This window comes from Butyricimonas sp. DFI.6.44 (assembly GCF_022132345.1).
Taxonomy (GTDB): Bacteria; Bacteroidota; Bacteroidia; order Bacteroidales; family Marinifilaceae; genus Butyricimonas; species Butyricimonas muris.
Map to the genome: position 1 here is coordinate 1 of NZ_JAKNJD010000030.1, position 1840 is coordinate 1840.

Consider the following 1840-nt stretch of genomic DNA (forward strand, 5'->3'; position numbering starts at 1 on the left):
GGGACTGTCTAACAATAAAATGTTGGCAGTCCTCTTTTTTTCTTTTCCTATATGATATTTTTCTTCTTTTCTTCCTTATGCAACCATTCCTAATCTGTGATCCTCTAAAGACGGATTTTTGCCGTAATAAACAGTTGTTTTCTGCAAATTATTACACCAAAAGACACATTTCCCCCGGCAAGCCGTAATCTTCTTGATATTATGTGCAATGGCTTTTAATCCGAACTCTATATTGACTCCGGCAACGCCTCTTAACCTGAACCGTCTGAACTTGCCTGCTTCTTTAATATCTGCAAATACTGCTTCAGGTTCAACGGGTCTTTTCTTCCTGTGAAGGATCCCTTCTTCACTGCCTAGCAGATATCTGATTTTTTCCTTGTATCGGTTAAGCCTGTGATTAACTTCTATCTGTCTGTTACCCACAGCTTTGTTACAAAGGCCCCGAACGGGACATCCCACACACCTGGCAGCCCTGTATACACTGACCTGTGAGATATATCCTGCATCTGATTTACGTTTCTCTTCCCGGATGAAAGACAGATGCTGCCCCATAGGACAGACGTAATAATTTCCTTTCGGGTTATAGAACAGATTCTGCACAAGGAAGGCATTCTTCTTGTACCCGCGTTTTTGCTCCTGATGGAACATATTGTACTTGACGTAAGGAATGAGGTTGTGGTCAAACAGGTATTCATAGTTCTGCTCACTGCCGTAGCCTGAGTCGGCAACCACCACATTACTTTGTCTGCCGTAACGTTTTTCAAAACTCTCCAGGAAAGGGATAAGCGTGAGCGTATCGGTAGGCCGGTGATAAACGGCATAGTTGGTAATGAACTGGTTTTCCGTGGCTATCTGTATATTGTAACCGGGCTTTAACTGTCCGTTTTTCATGGCGTCCTCTTTCATGCGCATGAACGTGGCAGACTCATCAGTTTTCGAATAGGAGTTGCGTTCACCCATAATATCAAGAGCACGTTCATATTCAAGCATTTTCGGTATGGATTCCTTTGCCGTCTTTTCTACTGCTTTCCTTATTTGCTTCGGAACCTCCCTATTATTCATCTTTTCCTGTATACGGGATGTCCGTGCCCGGAACTCTTCCACGGAAAGTTCTTCATCCGGTGGTGTTTCATGGCTCTCCATTTCAAGAACCTTCTCTGCATCGGAGAGGATACGGCGTGTCTTTTCCCTCAGACGGCTGTCATACTTTTCTATGCTTCCACGCCATACAAAGGTGTATTTATTGGCAGCCGACTCAATTTTGGTACCATCGATGTATTGAACTTCAAGGGAGACAAAACCCTCCGAGTGAAGAAATTCTACCACCCGCGTGAAGATATCATCAAAAGAATCCTTCAAGCGTTTACCACGGAAATAATTAATCGTCCGGAAGTCAGGACGTCCTCCACCCGATAACCACATGTAATGAATGTGTTCATGAAGCTGACGCTCGATTTTACGCGAAGAGTATATATTGTTCAGATAAGCATAAATCAATACTTTCAACATCATACGGGGATGAAAACAACTATTACCACCTCCTTTATAACTCGCGAGCACTTTACCCACATCGAGACGGTCTACGATATTGTTCAGCACACGAACAGGATGAGTTGCAGGGATTAATTCATCAAGACTCGGGGGTAATAACTGTAATTGACCCTGATTATCGGATTTAAATGCTATCTTTGCCATCGGTATCAGATTGTTTATTAATTGGTTATGCAAAACAAATATAATAAATCTATCTGAAACTACAAAGGCTTTCTTTCTGATTTTCAGATTGAAAGCCTTATTTTTACAAAAAAAAAGAACTGTCTAAAACTTGTTAGACAGTCCC

The 1840-nt window shown here is 42.1% G+C and carries 1 protein-coding gene; it reads right to left on the reverse strand.

What is annotated here, in order from left to right; all coding sequences use genetic code 11:
- Positions 1-75: 75 nt before the first annotated feature.
- Positions 76-1695 carry an IS1182 family transposase gene (locus L0M98_RS22500; protein ID WP_227217893.1) on the reverse strand — a complete coding sequence of 540 codons (1620 nt, stop codon included), beginning with the start codon at positions 1693-1695 and terminating at the stop codon, positions 76-78.
- Positions 1696-1840: the final 145 nt, after the last annotated feature.

Bases quoted from the DNA above. Each gene is read 5' to 3' on its own strand.
- L0M98_RS22500 (WP_227217893.1), bottom strand. From the start codon at position 1,695: ATGGCAAAGATAGCATTTAAATCCGATAATCAGGGTCAATTACAGTTA.